This is a genomic window from Pseudomonas sp. TE36184, from assembly GCF_054060055.1.
Map to the genome: position 1 here is coordinate 4613757 of NZ_JBSSCU010000001.1, position 26441 is coordinate 4640197.

Consider the following 26441-nt stretch of genomic DNA (forward strand, 5'->3'; position numbering starts at 1 on the left):
CAGGATTGGTAGCCATTCATGTCTCTAGAAATCGTCATTCTCGCCGCTGGCCAGGGCACCCGCATGCGTTCGGCCTTGCCCAAAGTGCTGCACCCGGTGGCCGGTAACTCCATGCTTGGCCATGTTATCCACAGCGCCCGGCAACTGGCCCCGCAACGCATCCACGTCGTCATCGGCCACGGTGCCGATGTGGTGCGTGAACGCCTGGCCGCGGATGACCTGAATTTCGTATTGCAAGACAAGCAACTGGGCACCGGCCACGCTACCGCCCAAGCCGTGCCGTTCATCAAAGCCGACACGGTGCTGATCCTCTACGGCGACGTGCCCCTGATCGAAGTGGAAACTCTGCAGCGCCTGCTCAAGCACGTCGTGCCCGGCCAGATGGGCCTGCTCACCGTCGAACTGGATGACCCTACCGGCTACGGCCGCATCGTGCGCAACGCCGACGGCAAGGTCGCCGCTATCGTCGAGCACAAGGACGCCAGCGACGCCCAACGCGCCATCACCGAAGGCAACACCGGGATTCTCGCAGTGCCGGCCAATCGCCTGGCGGACTGGATGAGCCGTTTGTCCAACAACAACGCCCAGGGCGAGTACTACCTGACCGACGTGATCGAAATGGCCGTCAACGATGGCTTGCTGGTCGCCACCGAACAGCCCCACGACCCGATGGAAGTGCAGGGCGCCAACGACCGCAAGCAACTCGCCGAACTGGAGCGTCACTACCAACTGCGCGAAGGCCGCCGCCTGATGGCCCAGGGCGTGACCCTGCGCGACCCGGCGCGCTTCGATGTGCGCGGTGAAGTCACCGTGGGCCGGGATGTGCTGATCGACATCAATGTGATCCTCGAGGGCCGCGTGATCATCGAAGACGACGTGGTGATCGGGCCGAACTGCGTGATCAAGGACAGCACCCTGCGCAAGGGCGTGGTGATCAAGGCCAACAGCCATCTCGACGGTGCGGTGATGGGCGAGGGCAGCGATGCGGGGCCGTTTGCGCGCCTGCGTCCCGGCAGCGTGTTGGAAGCCAAGGCCCATGTGGGTAACTTTGTCGAATTGAAAAACGCCCATCTGGGCGAAGGCGCCAAGGCCGGCCACCTGACGTACCTGGGCGATGCGGTGATCGGCGCGCGGACCAACGTCGGCGCCGGCACCATCACCTGCAATTACGATGGTGCCAACAAGTATCAGACGACGATTGGTGAAGACGTATTCATCGGCTCCAATAACTCGCTGGTTGCACCTGTAACCATCGGTGATGGCTCAAACACCGCAGCGGGTTCAACCATCAATCAGGATGTGGATAAGTCCCAGCTTGCCGTGGCCCGCGCCCGTCAGCGCAACATCGACGGTTGGAAACGCCCGGTGAAAATCAAAAAGAGCTGAGTTATCCACAGTCTTATCAGCAACAAATAGCCAATGTGGGAGGGGGCTTGCCCCCGATGGCGACGGTCCAGTCAAAGCACTTAATGACTGACACACTGCTATCGGGGGCAAGCCCCCTCCCACATTAGCCCTTCGCCAGTTTCAAAAATTTGCGGCATGCTGCTTGACGATCTTTCGCCAATAGGTTTTTATTGCCTTCGTTATCTTTCGAAACGAAACATAAAGTCACCATGTCGAAACGAAATACACCCCAACGACGCCACAACATCCTGACCTTGCTCAATCAACTGGGCGAAGTCAGCGTGGATGAATTGGCCAAGCGTTTCGAAACCTCGGAAGTCACCATCCGCAAGGACCTGGCCGCCCTCGAAAGCAACGGCCTGCTGCTACGCCGTTACGGTGGTGCGATCACCATGCCCCAGGAGCTCGTCGGCGACCCTGCCCAGCCGATCTCGGTCTACAAGCGCGCCATCGCACGTGCCGCCGTGATGCGCCTGCGCGAACACGCACGCATCATCATCGACAGCGGCAGCACCACCGCCGCCATGATCCCCGAACTGGGCCACCAGCCCGGCCTGGTGGTGATGACCAACTCCCTGCACGTGGCTCGCGCCTTGAGCGAACTGGAACACGAGCCGGTGCTGTTGATGACCGGCGGCACCTGGGACCCGCATTCGGACTCGTTCCAGGGCCAGGTTGCCGAGCAGGTGCTGCGTTCCTACGACTTTGATCAACTGTTCATCGGCGCCGACGGCATCGATCTGCAGCGCGGCACCACCACGTTCAACGAACTGCTGGGCCTGAGCCGCGTGATGGCCGAGGTTGCCCGTGAAGTGGTGGTAATGGTCGAGTCCGACAAGATCGGCCGCAAGATTCCCAACCTGGAACTGCCCTGGAGCAGCGTCCATACCCTGATCACCGATGATCGCCTGCCGCATGAGGCCCGCGACCAGATCCAAGCCCGCGGCATTACGCTGATATGCGCGGCAATCATCTAGGAGAAACACCATGTGTGGCATTGTTGGCGCAGTCGCTGAACGTAACATCACCCCCATCCTGATCGAAGGCCTCAAACGCCTGGAATACCGCGGCTATGACAGCGCCGGTGTGGCGGTCTTCACCAACGCCGGCAAGCTGGAGCGCCTGCGTCGTCCGGGCAAGGTCAGCGAGTTGGACCAGGCCCTGGCCGGCGAACCGCTGGTCGGTCGCCTGGGCATCGCCCACACCCGTTGGGCCACCCACGGTGCGCCGTGCGAACGTAACGCCCACCCGCACTTCTCTGGCGACGTGGCCGTGGTACACAACGGCATCATCGAAAACCACGAAGCGCTGCGTGAACAGTTGAAGAGCCTGGGTTACGTGTTCACCTCGGACACCGACACCGAAGTCATCGCCCACCTGCTCAACCACAAGCTCAAGGACCACAACGACCTGACCGCCGCCCTCAAGGCCACGGTCAAGGAACTGCACGGCGCCTACGGCCTGGCCGTGATCTGCGCGAGCCAACCCGACCGCGTGGTTGCCGCACGCAGTGGCAGCCCGCTGGTGATCGGCCTGGGCCTGGGGGAAAACTTCCTCGCCTCCGACCAACTGGCCCTGCGCCAGGTCACCGACCGCTTCATGTACCTGGAAGAAGGCGATATTGCCGACATCCGCCGTGACAGCGTGGCGATCTGGGACGTAAACGGCAATTCCGTCGAGCGCGAAGCCGTGCAATACCGCGACGGCGCCGAAGCGGCCGACAAGGGCGCGTTCCGCCACTTCATGCTCAAGGAAATCCACGAGCAACCGGCCGTGGTGCAACGCACCCTGGAAGGTCGCCTTGGCGACAAGCAAGTGCTGGTCAACGCCTTCGGCCCGCAAGCCGCCGAGCTGTTCGCCAAGGTGCGCAATGTCCAGATCGTGGCCTGCGGCACCAGCTACCACGCTGGTATGGTTGCGCGTTACTGGCTGGAAGAACTGGCCGGCATCCCGTGCCAGGTCGAAGTCGCCAGCGAATTCCGCTACCGCAAGGTGGTGGTGCAGCCCGACAGCCTGTTCGTGACCATCTCGCAGTCCGGCGAAACCGCCGACACCCTGGCCGCCCTGCGTAACGCCAAAGAGCTGGGCTTCCTCGCCAGCCTGGCGATCTGCAACGTCAGCATCAGCTCCCTGGTGCGTGAGTCCGACCTGACCCTGCTGACCCAGGCCGGTCGCGAAATCGGCGTGGCCTCCACCAAAGCCTTCACCACCCAACTGGTCGGCCTGCTGCTGCTGACCCTGTCCCTGGGCCAAGTGCGCGGCACCCTGGCCCCCGGCGTCGAAGCCACCCTGGTGGAAGAACTGCGCCGCCTGCCGACCCGCCTCGGCGAAGCGCTGGCGATGGACAGCACCGTAGAAAAAGTCGCCGAGCTGTTCGCCGACAAGAACCACACCCTGTTCCTCGGCCGTGGCGCGCAATACCCGGTGGCGATGGAAGGCTCCCTGAAGCTCAAGGAAATTTCGTACATCCACGCCGAAGCCTACCCGGCCGGCGAACTGAAACACGGCCCATTGGCCCTGGTGGATGACGACATGCCGGTGGTCACCGTCGCGCCGAACAACGAACTGCTGGAGAAGCTCAAGTCCAACCTGCAGGAAGTGCGCGCCCGCGGCGGCCAACTGATCGTCTTCGCTGACGAGAAAGCCGGCATGGTCAATGGCGAAGGCACCCACGTCATCAACATGCCGCACATCCACGACACCCTGTCGCCGATCCTCTACACCATCCCGCTGCAATTGCTGTCGTACTACGTCGCCGTGCTCAAGGGCACCGACGTTGACCAGCCGCGCAACCTGGCGAAGTCGGTGACGGTGGAGTAATACGGCTGGCGCCGGAAGGCCCGTCTGTTTCCAAACAATAAAGGCTGTCACAAAACAATAAAGGTTGTCACAACTTAATAAAGGTTGTCACAATCCCCTGCTCCGACCGTACATCGGGGCAGGAGCAGGTCTGTGAAATTAGGATCATGATCCTCTATGGACTTGTGATTGCTGTCCTGGCTGAGGTCACTCTTGACTTCTCCATGCCACGTCCCTCCTGTGCCGTTTCTCGCGAGCGGTCGCCTAACGAAGAGCGACTCGAAATGACATCTGCTCCCGCTGCTCCCGCTGCGCCTGCTAAGCCTGTTTCCTCTAAGCTGATGACTCAGCAGAGAATCGATAGAAGAATCAAATCTGGTCGTGGTAGCGGCGTGAGAGAATCCTATGAACCTTGGATCAGGGTTTGGGACATCAAATCCAAGGGTGTTTCCCACCTAGTATCGGGAGTAAAAATCCAACGCACTCATCACCTCCTATCCAACGCTGAGCGCGATTATCTCACCGTTCTGGAACGTGATAATTCAGTAATCGATATCCGCGAGCAGTACCCTCTCTTAACACAAGTCGAAACCCAGGCTATAGCCACCAGTCTTGATTATCGCCATCCGGTCTACCCAGGGACTCATGTTCCTGTAGTCATAACGACTGACTTCCTAATCACCTTCCTAGATTCATCAGGCGAAGTCAGGCTGGCTGCGCGCTCGGTCAAATACCGGAAGGAGTTCGAGGATGCAGATATTGGCGTGCGGAATCGAATGGCTGAGAAACTTGCTATCGAAGAAAAGTATTGGTCGATGAGGAATGTAGAGTGGAAGCTAGTTCTGCACGAAAATTTGTCGCGAAACAAGATAGCAAATCTCACCATTCTGCGCACCTATGCGAACATTCATCCTTCGCTGCCTACAGAAAAGAACATACATAATTTAATTGTGTTCATACAGCGGTGCAAAACTGATCAGATCGTACTTAAGTTGCTACTAGATAAAGCTTCAAAGTATGTACATATAAACTACATGGACTTAAAGCGACTTTTTCATTACCTTTTATGGGCCGGTCGGTTGGAAATGGATCTCACATCAAAGGTGATTAGCCTATCTCAGCCGTTACATGTATGGATTAGTGAATCGCGTTCGGCTGTTACGGCACCAATCGGGGTATCCAATGATGCTAAATCTGCGAGTTAACTGCATCGTTTCTCCAGGTGAAGGCTCTAGCCTGTTGCAGAGGCCAGTTAGAGTTTTGGGTCAAAAAGATGATGACGTCTTAGTGATAGAGCTATCCACAAATCCGACGAAGCCTTGGAGGATGAATAAATCACTTTTGCTGGAAGAGATTGATTCCGGTGCGTCTGTGTTAAGCCCGGAAAGGGTGCCTATGCATTTGCTTAGAACTGAAGATCAGATAAGTGAGAATGAAAGAAATAGTAGAGATAGAAACTGGAGCCTTGTTCGGGATTTGGTGGAAAATCAAACTGCCTTAGATATCTTGACTTCGAATTTCGGTGCGCTCGTTTCGAATCATGCTATGACGATGGGACTAGATCGCAAGCAAATCTATAGGCTTCTTTATAGATACTGGAGCATGGGGCAAACTCGCAACGCATTCTTGTGGAACACCAGTGCATGTGGCGGTCGAGGGCAGAAGAAAAGCCGCGTCTCTGGAGTCATTCCTGGGAGGCCGGCCAAATATCTCGGCGTCGCGCTGAGCGAAGATGGCGCTATCATGCTTGAGAGCCGGCATCTGGCCCACATCCGCCTTGCTTATGGGCGGGTTGCTAGTGGCAGGTGCGGTACGCTTCAAGACGCACATAAGTGGATGTTGAATAAATTCTACAGGGAAAGGCTAACCGATGGCTCTAAAGGGGATGTGGTACAAGGCAGTTACCCATCCATCCATCAGCTTAGACATAATGGAAAATTATTTTTCGATGCTCTTTATAAGTTGAAGAAACGCGGAGGTGCCATTCGCTATAACAAAGATCATCGTTCGCTCGTTGGGTCAGCATCTACGGGGTTGTTTGGTGCTGGCCATCGCTATGAAATAGATTCAACTATTGCCGATGTTTATCTGGTGCACCGGGTCAACAGATTGTGGCTTATTGGCCGACCTGTGCTCTACGTTGTTGTAGATACGTTCACCAGAATGATTGTTGGCATCCACGTTGGTCTTGAGGGGCCAAGTTGGAATGGAGCTAGGCATGCTATTTATAATGCCTGTACACCTAAAGTAGATTTCTGCAAGCGGTACGGCGTTGATATCGACGAGTTTGACTGGCCGTGCTCTCATCTGCCGGTTGAGCTCGTTGCGGACCGCGCTGAGCTTTTAAGCGAGGCCGGTGAGGCGATGACGAAGGTCCTGGGTACTACCGTTAAAATTTTGCCACCCTTTAGGCCAGACTGGAAAAGTATCATTGAAAGCCGCTTTCGGTTGATAAACGAAAAGTTGGACCTAAAGTTTGTGCCAGGTGGCGTGGACGCCCGAAAAATGGAACGAGGTGACCGAGACTACCAGTTGGATGCAATCCTTGATATCGATGAATTTACCGAAATGGTAATAGTGGGAGTGCTGGCACACAACAAAAGTCTTCGGGTGCCTCATCTTCTCAATCGCGAGATGATTGCGGCAGGAATAGAACCTACTCCAATAGAACTCTGGAAATGGTCCATGGAAAACAGCATGCTCAATACTAAGGCGGTTTCTCCTGCTGAGCTCAAAATCGCCTTGTTGCCTTCGCGGGAGTGCCGTATCAGCCGAGGCGGAATTAATTTCCAAGGTGTCCAATATACTTGTCAAACAGCAGTTCGCGAGGAGTGGTTAGAGCGCTCGCATAATTTTCAAACGAAATACGTTAGGGTTTATTATGATCCCAACTCTATAGAGAATTGCTGGGTTAAATCTGAAGCGGGATTCGAGCCGCTCACGATAGTGCCGCAACAATCGCAAAAATACGGCGGACTCCGTATGGAGGAGGTGCTTGATATCATCAAGATCATGAATCAGGTCTCGCCGGACGCTCGATATGAAGCTGACAACATCGCGGCACGACTAAAAGGTCGCCAGGAGGACATCCTTTACCGAGCTAAAACCAAGCGTGTAGCTCAAGGCGAGCCGAAATCGAACGCTGATTTCAAACGGGACAAACGCTCCAAGCGAGCCACAGAAGCTCAGAGTGAGCGCGACCTCCATTCCGCTGATCTGAATCAGCTTCGCGTTGTGGATAACCCGCCTGTTACGGCGGAAAATCCCAAACTAGCTGTAAGCAAGCCCAATTCTGCGAGAAGCGCTGCCTTCCTGAAACTGGTGCTCAATGCCGGTGGAGAGACCAATGAGTGACTTCAGTTTTGCGCCCGCTGATTACACTCCAACCGGGATGCCTCAATACGACGGTAATCCGTTGATCGAGTGCCTGCCCAGGATTCTTTCGGATATCGATGTCGTCAGGCGTGTTGGTAATCATCCCATGAGGCCTGACGAAGCGGAGCGGACATTGGACCCCAAGCTTCGTGGACACGGGATCAACAGACTGAAGGATGTCGTCGTTCCTTTTGAGATCCACCTTCGGCTTGAGGATTTGTTCAGTCAGTTGATCCGGTACGGGTATACAGGTCGCAACCCGCTACTCGTTTCATCCGTCAGGCATCGGATGCCTTCATCTGCCGAGATTCAACGCCAAGGCTTCATGTCCACGGCGGAAACGATGACGCTCATTGGGCTGAGCGGTATGGGTAAAACAACCGCCCTTAATTCCATAGCGAAGCTTTACCCACAGGTGATCAGCCATAGTAGATACAAAGAGCAAATCTTCGTCGAGACCCAAGTAGTCTGGCTCAAGATTGAGTGCCCGCACGACGGTTCACTACGAGGGTTTTGCTCCGCGTTCTTCTCGGCACTGGATGTAGCGCTAGGAATTGACAAATACTCGCGCAAAGGTGGCGCAGGCAACAGTATCAGTTTGATGCTTCAGCACCTCAGTCAGTTGTGCAAAACTTTCTATATCGGTGCATTGATCATTGATGAGATGCAACATCTTTGCTCGTCGCGGGGCGGGCAAGACCGCGAGAAGTTGCTCAATTTTTTCGTGACGCTGTCAAACGACACCGGCGTTCCGCTGGTCTACGTCGGAACAAACGCAATGCTGCCGCTATTCTCCGGAGTTTTGCGAAACGCCCGGCGAGCTGCGGGGATGGGCCCGATCGCTTTTGACCGATTCAGCGAGAACGATCCATATTGGTCACATCTGGTATCGCAGCTCTGGGCCTATGACTGGACAGCTTCCTGTGCTCCGCTGACAGATGAGCTCCTGGCTACGATTTACGACCTCACTCAAGGCAACACGGACTTCTTGGCCAAGCTTCTCATGCTTACCCAGCGGCACGTAATTTGGGAGGGCATTGATTCGATTACTTCAGCGGTATTGCAGCAGGTGTATGACACCCAGATGAGGCTTCTGCACAAGCCCATTGAGGCCCTCCGAAGCGGTGATCCTCTGCAAATTGCGGACTTCGAGGACATGATGCCTACAAAGGACCAGATCGCTCAGATGATGAGTTACGATCTGGCGCGGCGAGCCGATAGGACACATCTTTCGCTTCTTACTCAGGCTTCGTTTGCCTCTCCTGCAGAATCTATTGCTAGTCCAGTCGCCAAGGTTGCCAGTTGGCCGATAGTCCCGGTCGCCGATGGGTCCTTAAAAAGCGCACATTTTTCAAAAGACGAAGACGTGCAAACTCAACTCGAACAGCGCGGCTGGGTGGATAAGGACTCTGCCTGGTGACTGATTCGCGGGGGGGGGGGGAGGCGTATGGAGAGTCTTTTTTTCTTTCCTCAGCCGTTTCCTGATGAGTCTCTCTACAGCTTGGCTGTCCGTTATCATAGGCTGGCGGCGAATCGCAGCTATCGCCTCACAAGCCAAGAACTGTTCGGGACTTACTCCAGGACCTGTGGCTCCATTCTACCGTGTTGCTTGGGGGCTCTGTCTCAAAGGCTTGGTGCAGTCTATCCGGTAGTCGAGTTGATCGAGCGCTTCACGCTTTTGCCGCTCTATCGGCCATTTTTGAACGATACGAAGTACAGAGCTTCCATTATCACGATGGCCGGCAGCGATGGTACTGGCCTCAAGATGAGTCTGGGCATCACCGCCTCTCGCTTTCTTAAACACGCATCTTTCAGATACTGCGACAGGTGCGTCAGAGAAGACGTCCTGAAATTCGGCTCTGCCTACTGGCACCGAATTCATCAAGCTGCAGGGACCTGTATTTGCCCGCACCACGGAGAAGTGCTTCACGCACTGATATTTCCGAATGGCGCCGATTGGCGCTGCATGCTCCTACCGGCTGAAGCAGCTGGAACGCCGGTAATACGCTCTCCTGGCAGAACAGCAGCTGCAAGTATTGCTGAAATGCAGTTCTGGGGACTCGGGCATCCAAGGGAGGTGCATGCACTTTTCGCAGGGAATTTTCTAAGGTACCGCCTTGATGAGATGGGGTTTATCAAGTCTGGCCGGATCAGAGAGCAACTGCTAGCAGCCTTCCTGGCTTCGCATCTTCTCCGCATTCCTGACGCGACTGAGTTTCAGGAGATTACGGGCTCCACTGAGTGGGTCCTGCGAGTCTTGCGTCCACGTGGAGTAGTGCAGCCTTTGAAATTTTACCTTCTTTGTTGGCTGCTTGGTTTAGATCTTGAACAACTCAAACTTTTTCGGCCAAAAGCCGAGTATCTCAGTGGCGATTTGCCGGGCGGCAATCATGCAGTGAACTCTGCTAATGAGGGCGACATTGAGGAGCGCCGGTCAGCGTTTTGCAACAGTGCCAATCTGAGATGTCACGAAAAGCGTGGCTATCTTTGGCTGTACCGTCACGATAGGGATTGGTTGAAGCAATATGTGTCTGCACATCCTTTCATCAGGCCGCAAACTGCCTTGATCGATTGGGAGGGTCGGGACGCTGACCTTGCGCGAGAGCTTATGGAAGCTAATGACCGGATAATGTTTGCGGAGGGCAAACCACAGAAGGTCACACGTGGTGCGCTCTGCGGCCTTGTAGCCAATCGCTATGATTTTTTGAGACAGCCAAACCATTTTCCCATTAGCATCGCATTGGTGGATGACCTACTTGAATCTACTCATGACTATCAAGTTCGTAAAATAAAATGGGCAGCCAAAACCTATTTTCTGAACGAAAGGTGTGCGATAAGCGTCGTATACCGTTTTGCTGGAATCAGAGTTTCTCTGGTGTCTGATAGCGAAGTCATAAACCTACTTAGTAGTTCTTAGGTATTAATGAAGTCGCCAATGCAGGAGGTTTGAGTAATGAATAGTATCTCTTAATGAATCTCTAAGTTCCTTGTTGCTTAGTAGTTCAAAATATTTATCAGCAGTCCTACAGCCTATGAAAGCATAAATCGAAAACTTGTTGTCTAGTGGACTATCGGATCTACTATATTTAACTGAAAGCCCGAGTTCGTGCTCTATAATATAGGTCATGTCTAACTTGTTGTGTGGGCGTTCTAGGTCTTTGGCATAATGCTTGAATATACTGATGTGTGCTATAAAATCAGCAAGATATCGATTAACCATTGGGCCGCGATAGTTGAGAAGTTCTGCGATGAATGATGCATACTGATGTGGTGGTGAATTTAGTTGGCGTCTAGATCTTTTTGAAGTTTTGTATTTTTGGTTGCAGTAACCTAATTTAGCCACGGCGTGGCGGCTTATTGGGATAGAGCAATGTGGGCAAGCTTCTAATAATTTAGATCCGTGAACATTGCATACCTTAACATAGGCTTGGACATGCCTAGTATGTATATAAGTACTGCCATAGGTTTCAAGGTCTTCCACTGCGCATTCTGGGCAAATTCTTGCCCAAACCTTCGGGGTGACCTTACTGCATGCGCGTGAACGGCCCAGCGCTGCATTTATAGGGTACAAAGTGTGTTTGGTTAATACATCTTCGGCAATATTATTTTCAGTCAGGAATTTTGGGAAGTCGAATACTGCATGCTCGCGCTCTTCTACCGTTACAGGCAGAAGCGATCCGCTTTTTCCGTAACCAGCTCTTGGTACGGGCTTTATATAAAAATCTTCTGTCGCTAGAGACGCGACACCTAGCAATTCGTTTCCTCGTTTCAGTGCTGAAGCAATGTACTCACCTGGCAACGGCGTAAAAATTTTCATAGTTTAAGATCACTAGTGGCCCTGTCAGATGGTCTTATTCTTGTAGGCGTCGACGGTCTTCGGTCATGCCTCCAGCACCTCGCAAGCCATCGCTATCAGTCTGATATCATGAGAAAACTCCGACAAGACCCCCCTCAATGTCAAGCGTCGGGGGCCGAAGCTCAACCTGTCTAGAGTGGGCAATGCGTGTTCGAACCGACTGATTCCACTACCTGCGAGCGGGCTCGAAACATCGTACCAGGAAGGTGTGTGGTAATGTGGTGGTGCCATGCATGGCTCCATCCCCGACGCACTGAGGAGGACGTTTGTACGCCTGCTAAACCCGTGGTGCTGCCCAGCAGGACATTCGCTAAGCAAGGCGAGGCGACAGTCTTTTTCAAAGATATGCTTGCGCGTTACACGGATGGAGAGTTTCTGGATGCTGACGACGAAGATATCCTGTACGAACTACTACATCGCCATCCGGATGCAGATCAAAAGATTGGTGCAGGAGTCCGAGCTTTTTTCAGAAACAAATCACCAAATCATCCCACAAGCATGCTTCCATGCCTTGCGGGCCGATGGAAGTAGTACGGACTTTGGATATTCAGCCTGTGTAACAGGTCGGGCTCCGAGCTTACGTCATGATTTTTATGAGGCATGTCGGCGTTCGGGAGTGGCCGAACTGATGGATCAGAAACAGCAGTTATTCGACTCGTCCCCCGGAACCGGGGAGTTGACCACCATTCATACATCCGAATATCGCCATACTGAACCGCGATTTCGGGATATTGTGACGGGATTTATTCAAGGAAAAAATTTGGTGATTAGCTCCTCTATGGTGACAGAGAGCCAAGATATGCAATATCAAACGGTTTTCACGAGCCCGGCGATGGCATTAGATTTCATTGAATGCCATGCGACAGTGGCCAAGTTAGAAATATTCAAAAAATATGTTCTCTGACAAGGAGTGGAGTATCTGGAACGGCTGGTTTCTCATCGCGGCTTTTCAGCAGCTGGCACCGCTCTCGAAGCTAGCATCTCGGGCTCACCGGCTATAATTTATGAGGTTTAGCCTATTTTAGGAGCATCTGGAATGATCAAAAGTCGTGTTGATGAGTCTACATCAATAAATCCAGCTCTTACCGCAACAGAATGCTTGATAAAGGGGCAGCTGGGTCAGCTGAGCGAATCTAGCATTGTCTCTCTGATTATCAGAGGGTTTGAAATTGACGACGTCCACGCCATGATTTCATTGTCCAAACTTTACTCAACCCCCCAAATAACCGAGCGGATCATTGGGACACCCGCCCGGGTGACGCGAAGACAGCGTGACCTGGCGCATCCAACTCGCTTGAACTCACGTCAAAGTGCTATTGCTTTCCAATATGCGAAGGCATTGGAGCAGGCTACTGTTGTTTTCGGGACACAGATGATTGCTGAAGAATGGCTTAGTCGGCCATGCAAATATCTGTCTGGCTTAATTCCCCTAGATCTGATTGAAAACGCGATTGGCTTCCAAGCAGTGAGACATTACTTGGAGAGAATCGAGTTGGGTATATATCAATGACTTTTCATGATGATCCCTATTATTCAGATAACGTAGTCGAGAGAGGCGTAGGCATATCTGGTAGAGGGAGGTAGGAGATGAAGGGACGTCGAAAGGCCAAAACGGACAAGTGGCTGATGATGGCGCAATTTGCTAAAGACGCCCGATTAATTCTTGCGCATAGGGCATCGGCGACCACGCTTCTTTACCCTACCGCTGCTCAGACGACGATTGAGGAACCCGTCGGACTACTCGCAGGAAGCCGAGAGGGATTGCCGCAGTCAGCTGCACGCAAACGGAAAGGTAGCTAGTAGGTGGACCAGTAGCGTAGGTGAGAGCTCAGTTGGAACCGCGCTTTTTACCTCGCCGATGGCAGTGACTACGGCATTTTTCAATGAAGTCAGGGCCCATAGAGTGATGTCACTGGGCTACAATCATCGGTAGCCTACTCGCTCAGCTGTCAGGATCACTGATGACAGCGGGCCCGAAATATGGATATTTCAATGCCCTTGTCTGCTGCACTTAAACCCCTCATACCTCTGTTCGCCGGTCACCGAGCAACCGCTCGGTGTGCGGGCACTTTGGCGCGCGCCGCCTATAGGAATCACGACTGTCCATGAATTACTTCATCGAAACGGCAGCCAATATCCTTGGCAACAATAAGCTGCGTACGCCCCAAATCGAGGCCTACATCAAAGCGCAGGACCACTTCGCTAGCTCCGACGAAGACGCGCTGATAGTGCTACCGACCGGAACAGGGAAAAGTGGGCTGATCTCCATCGTACCGTTTGGGCTGGCCAAGGGACGAGTACTGATCGTAACCCCTAACCTCGTAACGAAGCAGAGCATTCGCAAGACCCAAGAGCTTTTGGAAGACAATTTCTGGATCAATCAGGACATTATTTTCAATGCTGATGATCTCCCAGTTATTTGCGAGTACAACTCCAAAACCCTTTCCTCTAGCTTAGAGCAGAGTCACTTCGTCTACTCAAACATTCAGCAGGTCCACAGCGAGCGGGCGGGGTGCTTAACCAAGCGTGTATCGCCCGACTTCTTCGATCTCATCATCATCGATGAGGGTCACCACGCTCCGGCCGATACGTGGCAAAGAACAATTGGATATTTCGCGAAGGCCAAAAAGATTTTCATCACTGGCACCCCGTTCCGTGGTGACAAACAAGAGGTTCCTGGAAAGCTAATCCATGAAACGCCTCTGTCCGAAGTCATGCGGGATCGGTACGTCAAGTGGTTGAGGAAAGAGACCGTCAATGCGTACGAACTCTACTTCACCCTGGCGGATCAACCGGGTGTTCGCTTGTCAAAGGATGAGGTTCTTGCGCTAAAGGACAAAGAGTGGCTAGAGCGAAGCGTAGCGCTCTCGCCTGAGTGCTCGATGGATGTGATTGAGCGAAGCATCGCCAACCTCAGCGAGCTACGCAAGGTATCACCAAAGGTGCCGCACAAGATCCTGGCTGTTGGGTGCAGCATTGCCCATGCGGTAGATCTCCAGAAATGGTACCAGTCCAAGAACCTGACTGCGGCTATCGTGCACAGCGACATGGAGCAGTCGGATATCGATGCGGCATTCCGGGCGATCGACAACCACGAGTGCGACGTTGTCATTTCGGTGAATATGTTGATGGAGGGCTACGACCATCGTTACCTCACAGTCCTTGCCCTGTTCCGTCCTTATCGCAGTATCAATGCGTTTGCGCAGATCGTCGGCCGCGTGCTTCGAGCTATTCCGGCAGAGGAGATATCGGCCTTCGAAGTGGACAACAATGCGGTGGTGATTTACCACGAGGAAACTGGCCTGGACTCAATGTGGAGCGCATTTCAGAAGGAAGTGGACCGCGCCCAGCATCAGCGAACGCGTGAGTACACCATCACCGACACAGAGTACACGCGGAAAGAACATTCCCTGGCCGGCGTCACCTCATCTGATGCGTTCGTGAGCGATCAAGACTCCTATCTCGATGACCTCGATTTCAACAAGATTTTTTCCGAAAAACGGGCTGAAATCGACTCCATCGCGACCCAAAAGCTGCAGGCCATGTCTGCTCTCGCAGATTACGATGAAGCCACCTTGGCGCAGTTCAAGAGCCTCATCATCAATGCAGAAACCAGGAAGGCTGCTCAGACAATTGACCCCAATCTTGTGGCAAAGCGGCCTGAAATCGCCCGCAAGCAACTTCGCGAGATACTCACAAAAAAGGCCCAAGATGAAGTCGCGACGCTGCTCAGCGACCTCGGGATCGACGAGAAAGCGTCTACTCTTTATCCGAAATTCAGCCGCCACCTTGTGGGAATTCAATCCAGCATGCCTAACGACGGTATACTGGTGAGATTTATTAACGCCAAGCTCGTGAAGAAATTCGGTAAGGTCGTTGAACGGGACACTAACGCGCTGTCCAGGTCCATCGAGCATGTCGAGATAATCATGGCTGAACTGAGGGGGATGTTGAAATGAGTCTCGAATCCATCAAATCGCTTGTTGACGAGCTCACGACCCTCCACGTAACCCGTGGCGTTCAGCCCAGTGAGCTGATCGACAACCTCTTTGAGGATGAGTATGTCGAATCCTCCGCACGCAAGAACTCAGACGGGCTGATCTTTGAGCTGATCTTCACGGAGTCGGTCGAGGAGGGAGCCCCGAGCAAAGTCACGATGCGCTATACTTACGACCGCAACCGTCATCTTGTACTCGTAGAACAGAAAGTAGCGGCCAAGAGGTTCAGCGTTCAGTGGGATCGTGCCCGGGCAGTCCAAGAGCGTATTGAAAAGCTTGAGGTGCTGCTTTCTGCCAAGCTCCCACAAGCCCAAGTCGCAAGAATCCTGGCGACAATGCCTAAAGACTACCTCGCGCTCGCCCCTCGGCTTCAATTAGTCGCGTAACCATCCTGCCTTCCTGTCACTGCGGCTGACGTCCACCAGTCATGATCACGCCGCAGTGAGCGCCTGCTTCAAAGGCCGCTAGTCATGGGCCATCACGGAAAAAGTCATCCTGGGCGACCAACCCGAAGTCTTCATCGGGCGGATGTGGCATATCCTCAAACATATTTGCCGTCCTTCGCTCTTGTTTGAGGTAAGCGATGGTCGCAAAGAAGCAGGCTTCGCACAGGTGCATCTCATAGCGCTTGCCGTCGTGCAGCGCATCATAGCCCCAACGCGCTTGGAGCATCCCGTACTCTAAGTTGCCACTTTCCAAACGGGTGGAGCAGCCGCATACGTCGCAACGTACGTCGGTCACTGCTTCCACTTCCACGCGACCAGTGATTTTCATTTCGAGCGGGCCTCTGTGCACCCTCATATCCAGTTTAGACGCTCATGGCCTTGCCGCTTGGCTATGTGGCTGATCAGCCGCCTGGGCTTGGCCAGAGAGTCCCTGACAACATTGCGGTTTCGAACCCGTTAAGATGCGGTTTCATGTGCCTCTAACGGTCGAGATACCAAATCATCTTTAGATGGCAATGGTCAGGTCATCGTCGGCCTGCCATCGAGCTCCTAGTGGAGCAGGGCCCCAAACTGGGGTCAGCTCAACGTAGAGCTCCTGAACGCTTCGATCGTGCTGAAACCACTCTGTGAGGCTAACCGTAGTGAGCACCTGCTCGGGCATCGGTAAGGGCTCGTTGAAGCTGGCTTACAGTTCCTGTGTAGATTGCATATTCTTCAGAGGCTTGCTCCGGGACTTTGTTGGCCCATAGCCTCCCCTCGGAGAAACTTGAAAGCCCGCCCCCCAAGGCGGGCTTTTCTATTTCTGCTACACGCATTTGATATCAGTCGGCAGCTTGCGGCCGATCTACCTAGGATTTGTCCATGACCGCCTCTAGGGAATCAAATTGGTTGTCGTGCACACTGTTTTCCGCTGTTCCAAGGTCGATCGATCATTTGAAAAAGTTAATCGTCGGTGTTTGAGAATAAAGTCCCGCAAGCGCGCGGCTGCGGCTTCAGCATCGGCTTGATACTCATAGTGTCCATCGAGCTTCCGTAGGAAAAAGCCCACAGGCGCAGGCTGCCCGTTTTCCGTACCACTGAATGCGAAGACCTCAAGCAACTCCAGCTTTTGCTGAGATTCTGGACGGAAGCACACATTCTCGCCCCCTGGACAAAGGGCTGAAGGATAGGCCCAGCCGTCGGGGCTGAAATTCATCATTGTGTTGGTGAATTCGCTGCTGAACAAATATGCACCCTCACCGGCAGCCAATAGGTTTTTGTTGATAAATTTGCGAATGAGAGCGAGCTTCTTTTTCGCATCTGATGACAGATCAGCACCAAACCTGTTTCCCATGGTACCCACCGTCAATGTGTCTTTTGATTGATAAGCCATCAAGAGAACTTTAGATTGCGGGTTGGCTCTTACTTCCTCAAAGGTGGTGTGTATCTGGCCTTCAGACGTATAGAGCAGGCCTTGAGAAGGTCGGTTGATGCGACCGTAGGATTTGATCTTTTCTCCGGGTGCTGCCCAGAAATCCGACTCAGGTAAGTCTTTAAATTCTTCATACCAGATTCTTGCCCGGTAAAATATTCCTTCTGGGGAATATTCTTTTTCTTGGACAGGAAATGCTCCCGCACGCAATGCGCCTACCTGGACCAAGATCACATCTTTGATTCGTTCATAGATGTCGTCAGAGTCGAAGGTTTTATAGTTTTTGTTGAATGACTCAATACGTCTCTTTAGTTCCTTGCTGCTGATGTTACGCAGTAAATCTTCTATCTGGGATAGGTCTTCCTTTGGTGCGCGTTCGCTATCCATTTCTAACATCGACATGTAATTCCTCTGGCCTCTCGTAGTTTTTCGCTGCGGTCACCTTCAAGCCCTCGTTCAAGGTTGCTAGCTGAGTCTGCGTCGCGACCATGAGCGAGATGACTAAGCCAAGCTATCACTGAGGTTATACCTGGGCTAGTCATACATGGCGTGGAAGTGTAGTGATCAACTAATCCTAGACACAAAATTGAGTTTTTCTTCCGCAACAGCCGGTCGCACGAAACCGTTGTGCGGGCACAGAGCCTTTCTGTATGTTGGCGTATTAGGGAGGAGTTCCTCCGCTCAGCGTTGACATCTCGACAAATGGGGCAATTTGCAGTATGTGTGAACGGGCTGAGCCTCATCGCATGCATAACCCCTTCTGATTATTAGTCGTTTCAAGACCCGCATCAACTGATGGTTTACCATCTAGATCGAACTTGAGCACATTTTTCTAGCCTGCGAATGGGCAACAGGAAGGCCGGGAGTTCAGGGTTAAGTGGCGACAAAGCAACGCGTGTTGGCCAGTTGGGTTGGCGGAAATGATCTCAACGCAATTTCAGGCGGTGAGGCTCCCGACTCTGTCCACGTTAAAAGCTGTACCTACGGCATCGAGTAAAACTGGCACGATCCTCGCTATTAGGATCGATATGGACAGAATCGCCTTTATGAAATCAATTAACTTCGAATTCCTTCGCTCCGGCAACCAGATGCTGGCCAACTTGGTTGGCCTTGCCGAAGCGGTGCTGCACATCGACCCGGGCAGCGCGCTCACCCGCTTGCGCAGCTTTGCCGAAGAGCTGACCAAAACCATCTACAAAGAAGAACTGCTGCCGCGTATACCGCAGTCGAGCTTCTATGAGCTGGTGAAAGACCCCGTGTTCAATGATTGCGTCAGCAAATCGCTGGTTTATCAGATTAACTTCCTGCGTATTCAGGGTAACGACGCTGCTCATGGTGGCGAGGGTGATTTGCGCAATGCCAAGCTGGCTTTGAATGCAGCGCATGAGCTTGCCAAGTATATGGCTGTAAAATACTACGGCGTTACTCAGGCGGCGCTGCCGGAATTCATTGAGGTCAAGGATCCGACCGCTGCGCTGAGTCAGCTTCAGCAATCAGTTTCCAGCTATGAGAAAGAACTGCAGAAGCAGCAGGAAGAGCTGCAGCGAGTTATGGACAAGCTGGAGCAGGAGCGCACCCGCAACCTCGACAAGCTGGTTCAACCTGCCAAGCCAGATCAACAAAAGCGTCAGCAGCAGAGTCAGAAAGTTGCCGACAGCCTGCAATGGAATGAAGCCAAGACCCGCGCACTGCTGATCGACGCCATGCTTCTGCAGGCCGGCTGGGATGTCAGTAACCCGGCTCAGGTCGGCCATGAAGTGGAAGTCGACTTCCCCGGAAACACGTCCGGCAAGGGGCGTGCGGATTACGTACTATGGGGTGACAACGGTCAGCCCCTGGCCGTGATCGAAGCCAAGAAGTCCGGCAATGTCAGTCTGCAGGCAGGGCGCGAACAAGCTCGTATGTACGCCGACGGCTTCGAGCGCATGGGCATGCAGCGCCCGGTGATTTTCTACAGCAACGGCTACGAAACCTTCATCTGGGACGACAAGCAGTACAACACCTATCGCCCGGTGTACGGTCTCTACAGTAAGGACAGCCTTGAATACCTGAACTACCAGCGTCAGTACCGCATCGCCGAGCTGGAAAAGCACAACCCCGAGCTGAGCATTGCCGACCGGCCCTACCAGATTGAAGCAATCAAGACTGTTGCTGCGCACTTCCAAAAGCAGCGCCGCAAGGCGCTGATCATCCAGGCCACCGGGACAGGAAAAACCCGTGTGGCCATTGCCTTGGCCGAGCTGCTTCTGCGCACTGGTTGGGCCAAACGGGTGCTGTTTCTCTGCGACCGTAAGGAGCTTCGCGTGCAGGCTGATGAGGCCTTCAAGCAGAATCTGCCTAGTGAGCCGCGCTGCGTGATCGGTGAAACCAACAAGGTGGATCAAACCGCACGCATCTATATCGCAACCTACCCGGGCATGATGAACCGCTTCGCTCAACTCGATGTGGGCTTCTTTGATCTGATCATTGCTGACGAGAGTCACCGCACCATCTACAACAAGTACCGCGACCTGTTCGATTACTTCGATGCCATACAGGTTGGCCTCACCGCCACTCCGGTGAAGTTCATCAGCCGCAACACCTTTGATATTTTCGACTGTGAAACCACCGATCCAACCTTCGAGTTCGGTTTGGATGCCGCCATCAACAACGAGCCCCCTTATCTGGCACCGTTCCGTGTACGTGACCTCACCACCGACTTCCTGCGCGACGGAATCCATTACAACGACCTAAGCGATGAGCAGAAGCGCCAGCTGGAAGATGACCTCGGCGAGGAGGAGGCCAAGCGCACCACCATTGCCGGCAAGGACATTGGTCGCAAGATTTTCAGTGAGGACACCGATCGCATTATCCTGGAAAATCTGATTAACAACGGCATCAAGGATGAGACCGGTTCACTGGTCGGCAAGACCATCGTCTTCGCCCAACGCCAGGACCACGCCGAGCATCTGGAAAAGCTCTTCTGCAAGCTCTACCCGCAGTATGGGGCCAGGGTTTGTAAGGTCATCCACAACGACATTCCGCATGTGGACACCCTAATCAAGGAATTCAAGAAACCGGATAACCACTTCCGCATCGCCATTTCGGTAGACATGCTCGACACCGGTATCGACGTTCCGGAAGTGGTCAACCTGGTATTCGCCAAGCCTGTTAAATCGTGGGTCAAGTTCTGGCAGATGATAGGTCGGGGCACGCGTCTGAGGCCTAATCTGTTCGGCACTGGTAAACATAAAAGCGAGTTCCTGATCTTCGATCACTACGGCAACTTCGATTTCTTCGAGCAGGATTACCAGGAACCGGATGACACAGGCGGCAAATCCCTGCTGCAAACCACTTTCGAAGCTCGTCTGGAGCTTGTCCAGGCCGCACTCCGTCAGAATCATGCAGAAGCGTTCGACGCAGCCATTGAACTGCTACGTGCAGACATCAATGACCTGCCGGAAAACAGCGTGGCGGTGAAGCGCGAGCTCCGTGTCGTCCACCAGTTGCAGCAAACCAATCTGCTACAACAGTTCGATGCCAAAACCCAGCACCTGCTCAGCAATACCATTGCACCGCTGATGTCGGCCCGGGTGCTGCGCGACAAACACGCCACGGCGTTGGACAAGTTGATTGCTGGTATCCAGCGTTGCCTGGTCGAGAAGGCCAGCTGTTTCGATGATGGCAAGATCATCCTGCTGGTCGAGTTGGACAAGCTTGCGGTCAACATCCAGGCCGTGCGTCAGAAGGATGTGCTGATTGCCGAAGTACGCAGCGCCGGTTTCTGGCAGAACCCGAGCATCGACAAACTGGAAAACGCGCGCAAAGAACTTCGCGGCATCATGAAATACCGGCAAACAGGAACCAGCACGGGGTACGGCATAGACACCACCAAAACCAGGGATGACAACGTGCAGGGCGGGGAGCGAGCGGTGTACATCGCCGGTGCCAGCGAAGCGATGATCTATCGCCGTCGCCTCAAGGACATTCTCGACGGCATGCTCGCGTCTAACCCGACCCTGCAGAAAATCCACAAGGGCGAACCCATTGCCGAACCGGAGCTGAAAACGCTCACGTCGACCATCCTCACGAGCCACCCTGGCGTCAGTCTGGAAGTGCTCAATGAGTTCTACGGTCGCACGGCCGATCAGCTGCACCTAACCGTGCGCGAGATTATCGGTCTGGATGCGCAAGCCATCGAGGAGCATTTCAAGAGCTTCCTCCATGCCCATCCAAGCCTCACGGCCCAGCAGGTACGTTTTATGAACCTGCTTAAAAACTACATCGCTCAGCACGGCAGCATCGTAGTGGAAAAACTCTACGAACCGCCGTTCGACAGCATTTCACACGAGGGTATCGACGGCGTCTTCGCACCTACTGATGTCACCGAGTTGGTGGCAGTGCTCAAACCCTTTTTGCGCGGAACTACCCCGCCAAGTGCCCTCTAGGAGCAATCATGCTAGCCAGCCAATGGACGATGGAAATTATCGTGATCAGCGTAGTGCTCGCCATTGCCAGTGCGGTGATTGGCTACTTCATCACGGCCCTGCGGCAGGGGCGGCAGGTCAGCATGCTGACTGCGAAGCTAGAACAGGCACAGCAAGGCCAAGCGGCTGCTGATGCCCAACAGACCGCACTGCAAGGCCAGCTAAAAGCAGAAGAAGCGCAATGCCATAACCTGCAGGTGGAGCAAGGCAAGCTGCAGACACAGCTGCACGCTGCAGCCGATACAGCGACACGCCTCTCTGCTGACCTGCTAACAAGCAAAGACACAGGCGCGGCATTGCAGCTGAAACTGGAAGAGGCGAACCAACATCATCATGAGACGGCCAAGCGCTTGGAAACGGCCCAGGCTGAAGTGCGGGGCTTTCAAGAGCAGGTCGCTGAGCTGCGAGAGCGGCTTACCGCTGCAGAAACGAAAAACGCGTCCATGCAAACTGAGCGCGACGGTCTGAAGGACGAGCTGGCGAGCGAAGGCAAACGGGCTAAGGCGCTAGAAACCTCTGAACGAGAAGTGCGCGAGCAATTTGCAGAGGCCAAGCAAACGCATGCCCAGCAGATAGAGTCTTTCAATCAGTTGCAGGAACGTCTGCATAAGCTCGGTTCCGACCATACCGAGCTTAAGACCACCTTACAGAAACGCGAGGAGCACTTTCAAGAGCAGATGACCCAACTGTCTGACACCAAGAAGTCGCTCACCCAGGAATTTGAAAACCTGGCCAACAAGATCTTCGAAGAGAAAGGCAAGACATTCACCCATACCAGTCAGATCAGTATCGACGGTCTTCTCAAGCCTTTTCGCGAGCAGATCGAGGGTTTCCAGAAGCGTATTAACGACGTGCACGACGCGTCTCAGCAGGGCAACACCAGCCTCAATGGTGAAATCAAAAAGGTTCTTGATATCGGTCTGCAAATGAGCAAAGAGGCTAATAATCTCACTTCAGCACTCAAGGGCGACTCGCAGCAGCGTGGCGCTTGGGGTGAAGCCCAGCTGCGCAGGACGCTTGAAATGAGCGGCTTGATTGAAGAAGCACACTTCGAGGTACAAAGCGCCTTTAAGGATGCCGAGGGTAAAAGCAAGCAAACCGATTACCTGGTAAAAATACCGGATGGTAAGCACATCATTATCGATAGCAAGGTGTCCCTGAACGCTTATGATCGTGCTGTCGGTGCTGAGTCGCCTGAGGCGTATCAGCTTGCCATGGCCGACCACATCAAAGCCGTGCGTAAGCATGTTGATGACCTTGCATCCAAGGACTACACCAACCTCGTTGGCATGCGCAGCCCCAGCTTTGTGCTGATGTTCATGCCTATCGAGCCGGCCTACATCGAGGCCATGAAGAACAACAAGGATTTGTTTGAGTACGGCTACAAGAAGGGCATCGTGTTGGTCTCGCATACCACCCTGATTCCCATCCTGCGCACGGTCTCGAACCTGTGGATGATCGAACGCAGCAACGCTGAGGCGCGGGAAATCAGCGAGAAGGCTGGCGAGATCTACAACCAGGTCTGCACTGTGGCTGAGCGTCTCGGTAAGCTCGGCGGCACGCTCAATACCGTCAGCAACCACTACAACGAAACCGTCAAGGCGCTGGCCGGTAAGCAGGGTCTCTACGGCAAAGTGGAGCGTTTCAACAAGCTCTCAGCCAAAGTCAGCAAAATCCTGCCGGCGCTGGAGCCTGCTCACATGGACTTCGAAAGCGAGCGGCTGTCACTGATTGTTGAAGCCATCGACGAAGCCCCGGATCCAACGCTACTCTCCACACAATCATCCGAAGAAGAGTTGGCTGCCCAGCTCTGATCTCCAAATTTCCGAACGAGAGAAGTACCTCGCATGCTCACTGGTAAAATCCGCACCGATATCGACAAGCTCTGGGAAAAGTTCTGGACGGGCGGCATCACCAACCCGCTGACTGTGATTGAACAGATCAGCTATCTGATGTTCGCTCGCATGCTCGACATGCAAGAAGACGTTGCCGAGCGCAAAGCCAACCGCACCGGCAAAGCCTTCGAACGCCTGTTTCCCTACACGCCGGAAGGCCAGTTATTGCGTTGGAAAAACTTCCGCAACATGAGCGGCAAGGAGCTGCACAAACACCTCAAGCATAACGTCTACCCCTTCTTCGCGAAGCTGGGCAGCGCTGACGGTGAGGGCGACGAGCGTGAAGGACTTAGTCACATCAGCGAGTATATGCAGGACGCCGACCTGGAGATCAAGAACGAGTCGGTGTTGACCTCCGCCGTGGAAATGGTCAACGATCTGCCGCTGACGCAAAGCGACGTCAAGGGCGATATTTACGAATACCTGCTGAGCAAGCTCACCACCGCCGGCATCAACGGCCAGTTCCGTACGCCGCGCCATATCATTGACACCATGATTGAGCTAATCGCCCCGCAACCAACGGACGTCATCTGCGATCCGGCCTGCGGCACCGCCGGTTTCCTTGCACGCACCATGGAATACCTCAACCGGGTAAATTCCAGCGAGGCCGGCACCTTCAGCGATGAAGACGGTAACCTGCACTATACCGGCGACCTGCTTGAACCCTACCGCCAGCACATTAATACCCAGATGTACTGGGGCTTCGACTTCGACACCACCATGCTACGCGTCTCCAGCATGAACATGATGCTGCACGGGGTAAATGGGGCGAACATCCGTTATCAAGACTCTCTGAGCAAATCCATCAAGGAACACTACCCACGGCAAGAAGAGAACTTCTTCGACGTGGTACTGGCCAACCCGCCGTTCAAAGGAAGTCTGGACGAAACAAACACCAACGCCGACGTGCTTGCGTTGGTGAAAACCAAGAAGACCGAGTTACTGTTCATTGCCCATATCCTGCGTTCGCTCAAGCTCGGTGGTCGCGCCGCGGTGATCGTGCCTGACGGCGTGCTGTTCGGCTCCAGTAAAGCCCACCAGCAACTGCGCCAGGAGCTGCTGGAAAACAACCAGCTCGAAGGCATCGTCAGCCTACCCGGTGGCGTGTTCAAACCCTATGCAGGGGTTAGCACCGCCGTCCTGATCTTCACGAAAGGCGGCAGCACCGAGCGGGTGTGGTTCTACGACCTGCAGGCTGACGGCTACTCTCTGGATGACAAGCGCACCGAGCTGAAAGGCGAGGGCTGCAATGACCTGCCCGATACCCTCGTCCAATGGCAGCGCTACCGGCAGATGATCGAGTCAAATATCAGCGGCAGCACCATCAATACCGTGTTCGGTGACAGGGCCAATAAGGCCTTTGTCGTACCAGCAGTAGATATTGCCGCCAATAACTACGACCTCTCCATCAATCGCTACAGGAAAGTGGTTTACCAACAGGAGCAGTTCGAAGACCCTATGGTGATTTTGCAAAAGCTCAAGGCGCTTGAAGGCGAGATCATGGCGAATTTGGAAGAGCTGGAGGGGATGTTGTGAGTTGGCCTGTGGTTAAATTAGGAGTGGTCTGCAAACTGGTAAATGGTGATAGGGGTAAGAACTACCCATCAAAGGACAGCATTTTATCTAAAGGTATACCTTTCATAAATGCGGGAAACCTAACTAAAGATCACTCGATAGTTTGTTCGGGTGCAAATTATATTTCAGAAGAAACTTATAATCTGTTAAGTAATGGCAAGGTTCAGCAGGGGGATATTCTATTCTGCCTTCGAGGCTCGCTTGGCAAATTTGCTATAGTCGACTCAGCAGTTCCTAAAGGAGCTATTGCATCATCGCTCGTGATTATTAGACCTGACCGTAGACTTGATGAAGGATATTTAAAAAATTACTTGCGAAGCACTTTGTGTGCTCGTGAAATAACTCGCTTTGAGAACGGGGCTGCACAGCCCAACTTGTCAGCTAAAGATTTAAGAGAGTTTGAGATCCCCCTCCCACCCGTGCCTGAACAAAAACGAATAGCCGCCACCCTCGACAAAGCCGACGCAATCAGCCGCAAACGCCATCACTCCATCCAGCTCGCCGACGACTTTCTCCGCGCCTTGTTTCTGAGCATGTTCGGCGATCCTGTGATCAATCCGATGGGATGGGATGTGAGGCCTTTATCTTCAGGTTTGAAATCAATTAAAGCGGGCTGGAGTGCAAACGGTGAAAGTTTTCCCTGTGATGTTGGAGAAATTGGGGTTCTGAAAATTAGCGCTGTTACTAGTGGTGTTTTCAAACCCGAGGAAAATAAAAGAGTTTCGCACGAGGATATTCCGAAAGGGAAGCCGTTAATTTTCCCTAAAAGAGGGGATTTATTATTCAGTCGTGCAAATACTCGGGAGTTAGTTGCGGCAACGTGCCTTGTTCAGTCGGATTTTGATAATGTTTTTTTGCCAGATAAACTTTGGAAAGTTGAAGCTAGTCAAGATCAGCTTTTGCCGGAATTTTTGAATTATCTATTATCGCATCCAAAATTCAAGGAAAGGTTGACATCTCAAGCTACGGGCTCAAGCGGATCAATGCTTAATATCTCCAGAGGCAAGTTTGAAGAAATAGGCGCAATTTTTCCTTGTGTTGAATCCCAGAAAAAATTTAAACACGTTTATTGGAAGGTCCAAGCATTAGTGGATAGGATGTCGTCATCACGGTTGAAAACTGGGGATCTATTTGACGCTTTGACGCAAAAGGCTTTTTCTAAAGTTTTCTGAGTTTGTAGTAGTTACAAGTCTTTGAGTGGGGGCGCTGGTTA

General features: G+C 53.3%; 17 protein-coding genes and 1 pseudogene. 15 read left to right on the plus strand and 3 right to left on the minus strand.

Annotated features, from left to right (window positions below):
* Nucleotides 1-18: 18 nt before the first annotated feature.
* The 7 genes from glmU to ACVWZP_RS20770 all read left to right on the plus strand — a co-directional run bounded on the left by glmU (nucleotide 19) and on the right by ACVWZP_RS20770 (nucleotide 10498).
* Nucleotides 19-1386: a bifunctional UDP-N-acetylglucosamine diphosphorylase/glucosamine-1-phosphate N-acetyltransferase GlmU gene (gene glmU, locus ACVWZP_RS20740; RefSeq protein ID WP_046484441.1), complete on the plus strand. Its 1368-nt coding sequence runs from the start codon at nucleotides 19-21 to the stop codon at nucleotides 1384-1386.
* Nucleotides 1387-1616: 230 nt separating this feature from the next.
* The gene (locus tag ACVWZP_RS20745) at nucleotides 1617-2384 is read left to right on the plus strand and encodes a DeoR/GlpR family DNA-binding transcription regulator (RefSeq protein WP_026140274.1); all 768 of its coding nucleotides are present in this window, start codon (nucleotides 1617-1619) and stop codon (nucleotides 2382-2384) included.
* A gap of 10 nt (nucleotides 2385-2394) precedes the next feature.
* Complete coding sequence (gene glmS, locus ACVWZP_RS20750; protein ID WP_057004918.1) at nucleotides 2395-4227, plus strand: glutamine--fructose-6-phosphate transaminase (isomerizing); 1833 nt, start codon at nucleotides 2395-2397, stop codon at nucleotides 4225-4227.
* A 320-nt stretch (nucleotides 4228-4547) separates the two neighbouring features.
* Complete coding sequence (locus tag ACVWZP_RS20755) at nucleotides 4548-5411, plus strand: TnsA endonuclease N-terminal domain-containing protein (RefSeq protein WP_457370401.1); 864 nt, start codon at nucleotides 4548-4550, stop codon at nucleotides 5409-5411.
* 121 nt (nucleotides 5412-5532) lie between these two features.
* A complete protein-coding gene (locus ACVWZP_RS20760) occupies nucleotides 5533-7560 on the plus strand; it encodes a transposase (RefSeq protein ID WP_457370111.1) in 2028 nt (675 codons plus the stop codon).
* On the plus strand, nucleotides 7553-9001 hold the full coding sequence (locus tag ACVWZP_RS20765; RefSeq protein WP_457370112.1) for an ATP-binding protein: 1449 nt from the start codon (nucleotides 7553-7555) through the stop codon (nucleotides 8999-9001). The genes ACVWZP_RS20760 and ACVWZP_RS20765 overlap by 8 nt, the downstream gene beginning before the upstream one ends.
* Nucleotides 9002-9028: 27 nt before the next feature.
* Nucleotides 9029-10498: a TnsD family Tn7-like transposition protein gene (locus tag ACVWZP_RS20770; protein WP_457370113.1), complete on the plus strand. Its 1470-nt coding sequence runs from the start codon at nucleotides 9029-9031 to the stop codon at nucleotides 10496-10498.
* Between the two features lie 3 nt (nucleotides 10499-10501).
* Here the strand turns inward: ACVWZP_RS20770 and ACVWZP_RS20775 are convergent, their stop codons facing one another.
* Nucleotides 10502-11398 carry a TniQ family protein gene (locus tag ACVWZP_RS20775; protein WP_457370114.1) on the minus strand — a complete coding sequence of 299 codons (897 nt, stop codon included), beginning with the start codon at nucleotides 11396-11398 and terminating at the stop codon, nucleotides 10502-10504.
* A 384-nt stretch (nucleotides 11399-11782) separates the two neighbouring features.
* Here ACVWZP_RS20775 and ACVWZP_RS20780 point away from each other — a divergent pair.
* From ACVWZP_RS20780 to ACVWZP_RS20795, 4 genes and pseudogenes are all read left to right on the plus strand, one after another.
* A pseudogene (locus tag ACVWZP_RS20780) lies at nucleotides 11783-12341 on the plus strand (DCL family protein).
* 132 nt (nucleotides 12342-12473) lie between these two features.
* Complete coding sequence (locus ACVWZP_RS20785; protein WP_457370115.1) at nucleotides 12474-12947, plus strand: antitoxin Xre/MbcA/ParS toxin-binding domain-containing protein; 474 nt, start codon at nucleotides 12474-12476, stop codon at nucleotides 12945-12947.
* 595 nt (nucleotides 12948-13542) lie between these two features.
* Nucleotides 13543-15396, plus strand: a complete 1854-nt coding sequence (locus ACVWZP_RS20790) for a DEAD/DEAH box helicase (protein ID WP_457370116.1) — start codon at nucleotides 13543-13545, stop codon at nucleotides 15394-15396.
* On the plus strand, nucleotides 15393-15821 hold the full coding sequence (locus ACVWZP_RS20795; protein WP_457370117.1) for a hypothetical protein: 429 nt from the start codon (nucleotides 15393-15395) through the stop codon (nucleotides 15819-15821). Before ACVWZP_RS20790 ends, ACVWZP_RS20795 begins: the two co-directional genes overlap by 4 nt.
* Nucleotides 15822-15903: 82 nt before the next feature.
* Here ACVWZP_RS20795 and ACVWZP_RS20800 read toward each other — a convergent pair whose 3' ends face one another.
* Nucleotides 15904-16209 carry a hypothetical protein gene (locus ACVWZP_RS20800; protein ID WP_457370118.1) on the minus strand — a complete coding sequence of 102 codons (306 nt, stop codon included), beginning with the start codon at nucleotides 16207-16209 and terminating at the stop codon, nucleotides 15904-15906.
* A gap of 543 nt (nucleotides 16210-16752) precedes the next feature.
* Nucleotides 16753-17694: an RES domain-containing protein gene (locus ACVWZP_RS20805; RefSeq protein WP_457370119.1), complete on the minus strand. Its 942-nt coding sequence runs from the start codon at nucleotides 17692-17694 to the stop codon at nucleotides 16753-16755.
* 644 nt (nucleotides 17695-18338) lie between these two features.
* Here ACVWZP_RS20805 and ACVWZP_RS20810 point away from each other — a divergent pair.
* From ACVWZP_RS20810 to ACVWZP_RS20825, 4 genes are read left to right on the plus strand one after another with little or no spacing between them, the layout of a single operon-like run.
* On the plus strand, nucleotides 18339-21719 hold the full coding sequence (locus tag ACVWZP_RS20810) for a DEAD/DEAH box helicase family protein (RefSeq protein ID WP_457370402.1): 3381 nt from the start codon (nucleotides 18339-18341) through the stop codon (nucleotides 21717-21719).
* Nucleotides 21720-21727: 8 nt separating this feature from the next.
* A complete protein-coding gene (rmuC, locus tag ACVWZP_RS20815; RefSeq protein WP_457370120.1) occupies nucleotides 21728-23572 on the plus strand; it encodes a DNA recombination protein RmuC in 1845 nt (614 codons plus the stop codon).
* Nucleotides 23573-23605: 33 nt separating this feature from the next.
* On the plus strand, nucleotides 23606-25189 hold the full coding sequence (locus ACVWZP_RS20820) for a type I restriction-modification system subunit M (RefSeq protein WP_457370121.1): 1584 nt from the start codon (nucleotides 23606-23608) through the stop codon (nucleotides 25187-25189).
* Complete coding sequence (locus ACVWZP_RS20825) at nucleotides 25186-26400, plus strand: restriction endonuclease subunit S (RefSeq protein ID WP_457370122.1); 1215 nt, start codon at nucleotides 25186-25188, stop codon at nucleotides 26398-26400. The genes ACVWZP_RS20820 and ACVWZP_RS20825 overlap by 4 nt, the downstream gene beginning before the upstream one ends.
* Nucleotides 26401-26441 lie beyond the last annotated feature (41 nt).